General features: G+C 42.5%; 1 protein-coding gene. It reads left to right on the top strand.

Going from position 1 to position 600, the window contains the following annotated elements; all coding sequences use genetic code 11:
- Nucleotides 1-69 precede the first annotated feature (69 nt).
- On the top strand, nucleotides 70-507 hold the full coding sequence (locus IV71_RS07430) for a helix-turn-helix domain-containing protein (RefSeq protein WP_010691324.1): 438 nt from the start codon (nucleotides 70-72) through the stop codon (nucleotides 505-507).
- Nucleotides 508-600: the final 93 nt, after the last annotated feature.

Here is a 600-nt window from a genome sequence, read left to right on the forward strand (position 1 = left end):
TAGACATGCAGTCTGTTAAAGACATGTTGAAGGGCATTAAGACAAGCGGATAGGAGAGTGATTTGAGAAATGAAAGAAGGATTAGGAGTCGAACTGACTGATCGTCAGATTCAAGTTATCAAAGACCACAAGGAGTCATATAGCTTTAAAGAGCTAACCGAAATGACTGGTGTAACTCGTAGTGTTCTGTTTCGTGTTTGTAACGGAGATAGAAAACGAATAAGCAAAGTCAACTATGCGAAGCTTGCAAACAATCTCTATCGCTTTGACAACTCATACACAGGCAAAAACGAACTTGAGGCCGTTAACCGTGTTAGTGAGCTAAGGGGAGAGCTTGGGCTAACGGATCATGAACTAGCTGAACAATCTGGTATCGGTATTAAGCTGATTCGCAGTGTTGAGAATCAATACAACGAGCCATCACCATCAACGTGGCAGAAGCTGGCTGACTTCTTTGGAGTGTGGGTTGGCTACTTGGTTGGCGCAACAGACAGGAGAGTGCGATGAGTGATGAAAAATTTAAAAATGCGTTAGAGATTCAAATGGCACTTGGAAAAGTTGCTTTGGAAAGCACGTGTAGGCTTTTATCAAACAAATGGG

The sequence above is a fragment of the Fructobacillus fructosus KCTC 3544 genome (assembly GCF_001438695.1).
Classification (GTDB): Bacteria; Bacillota; Bacilli; order Lactobacillales; family Lactobacillaceae; genus Fructobacillus; species Fructobacillus fructosus.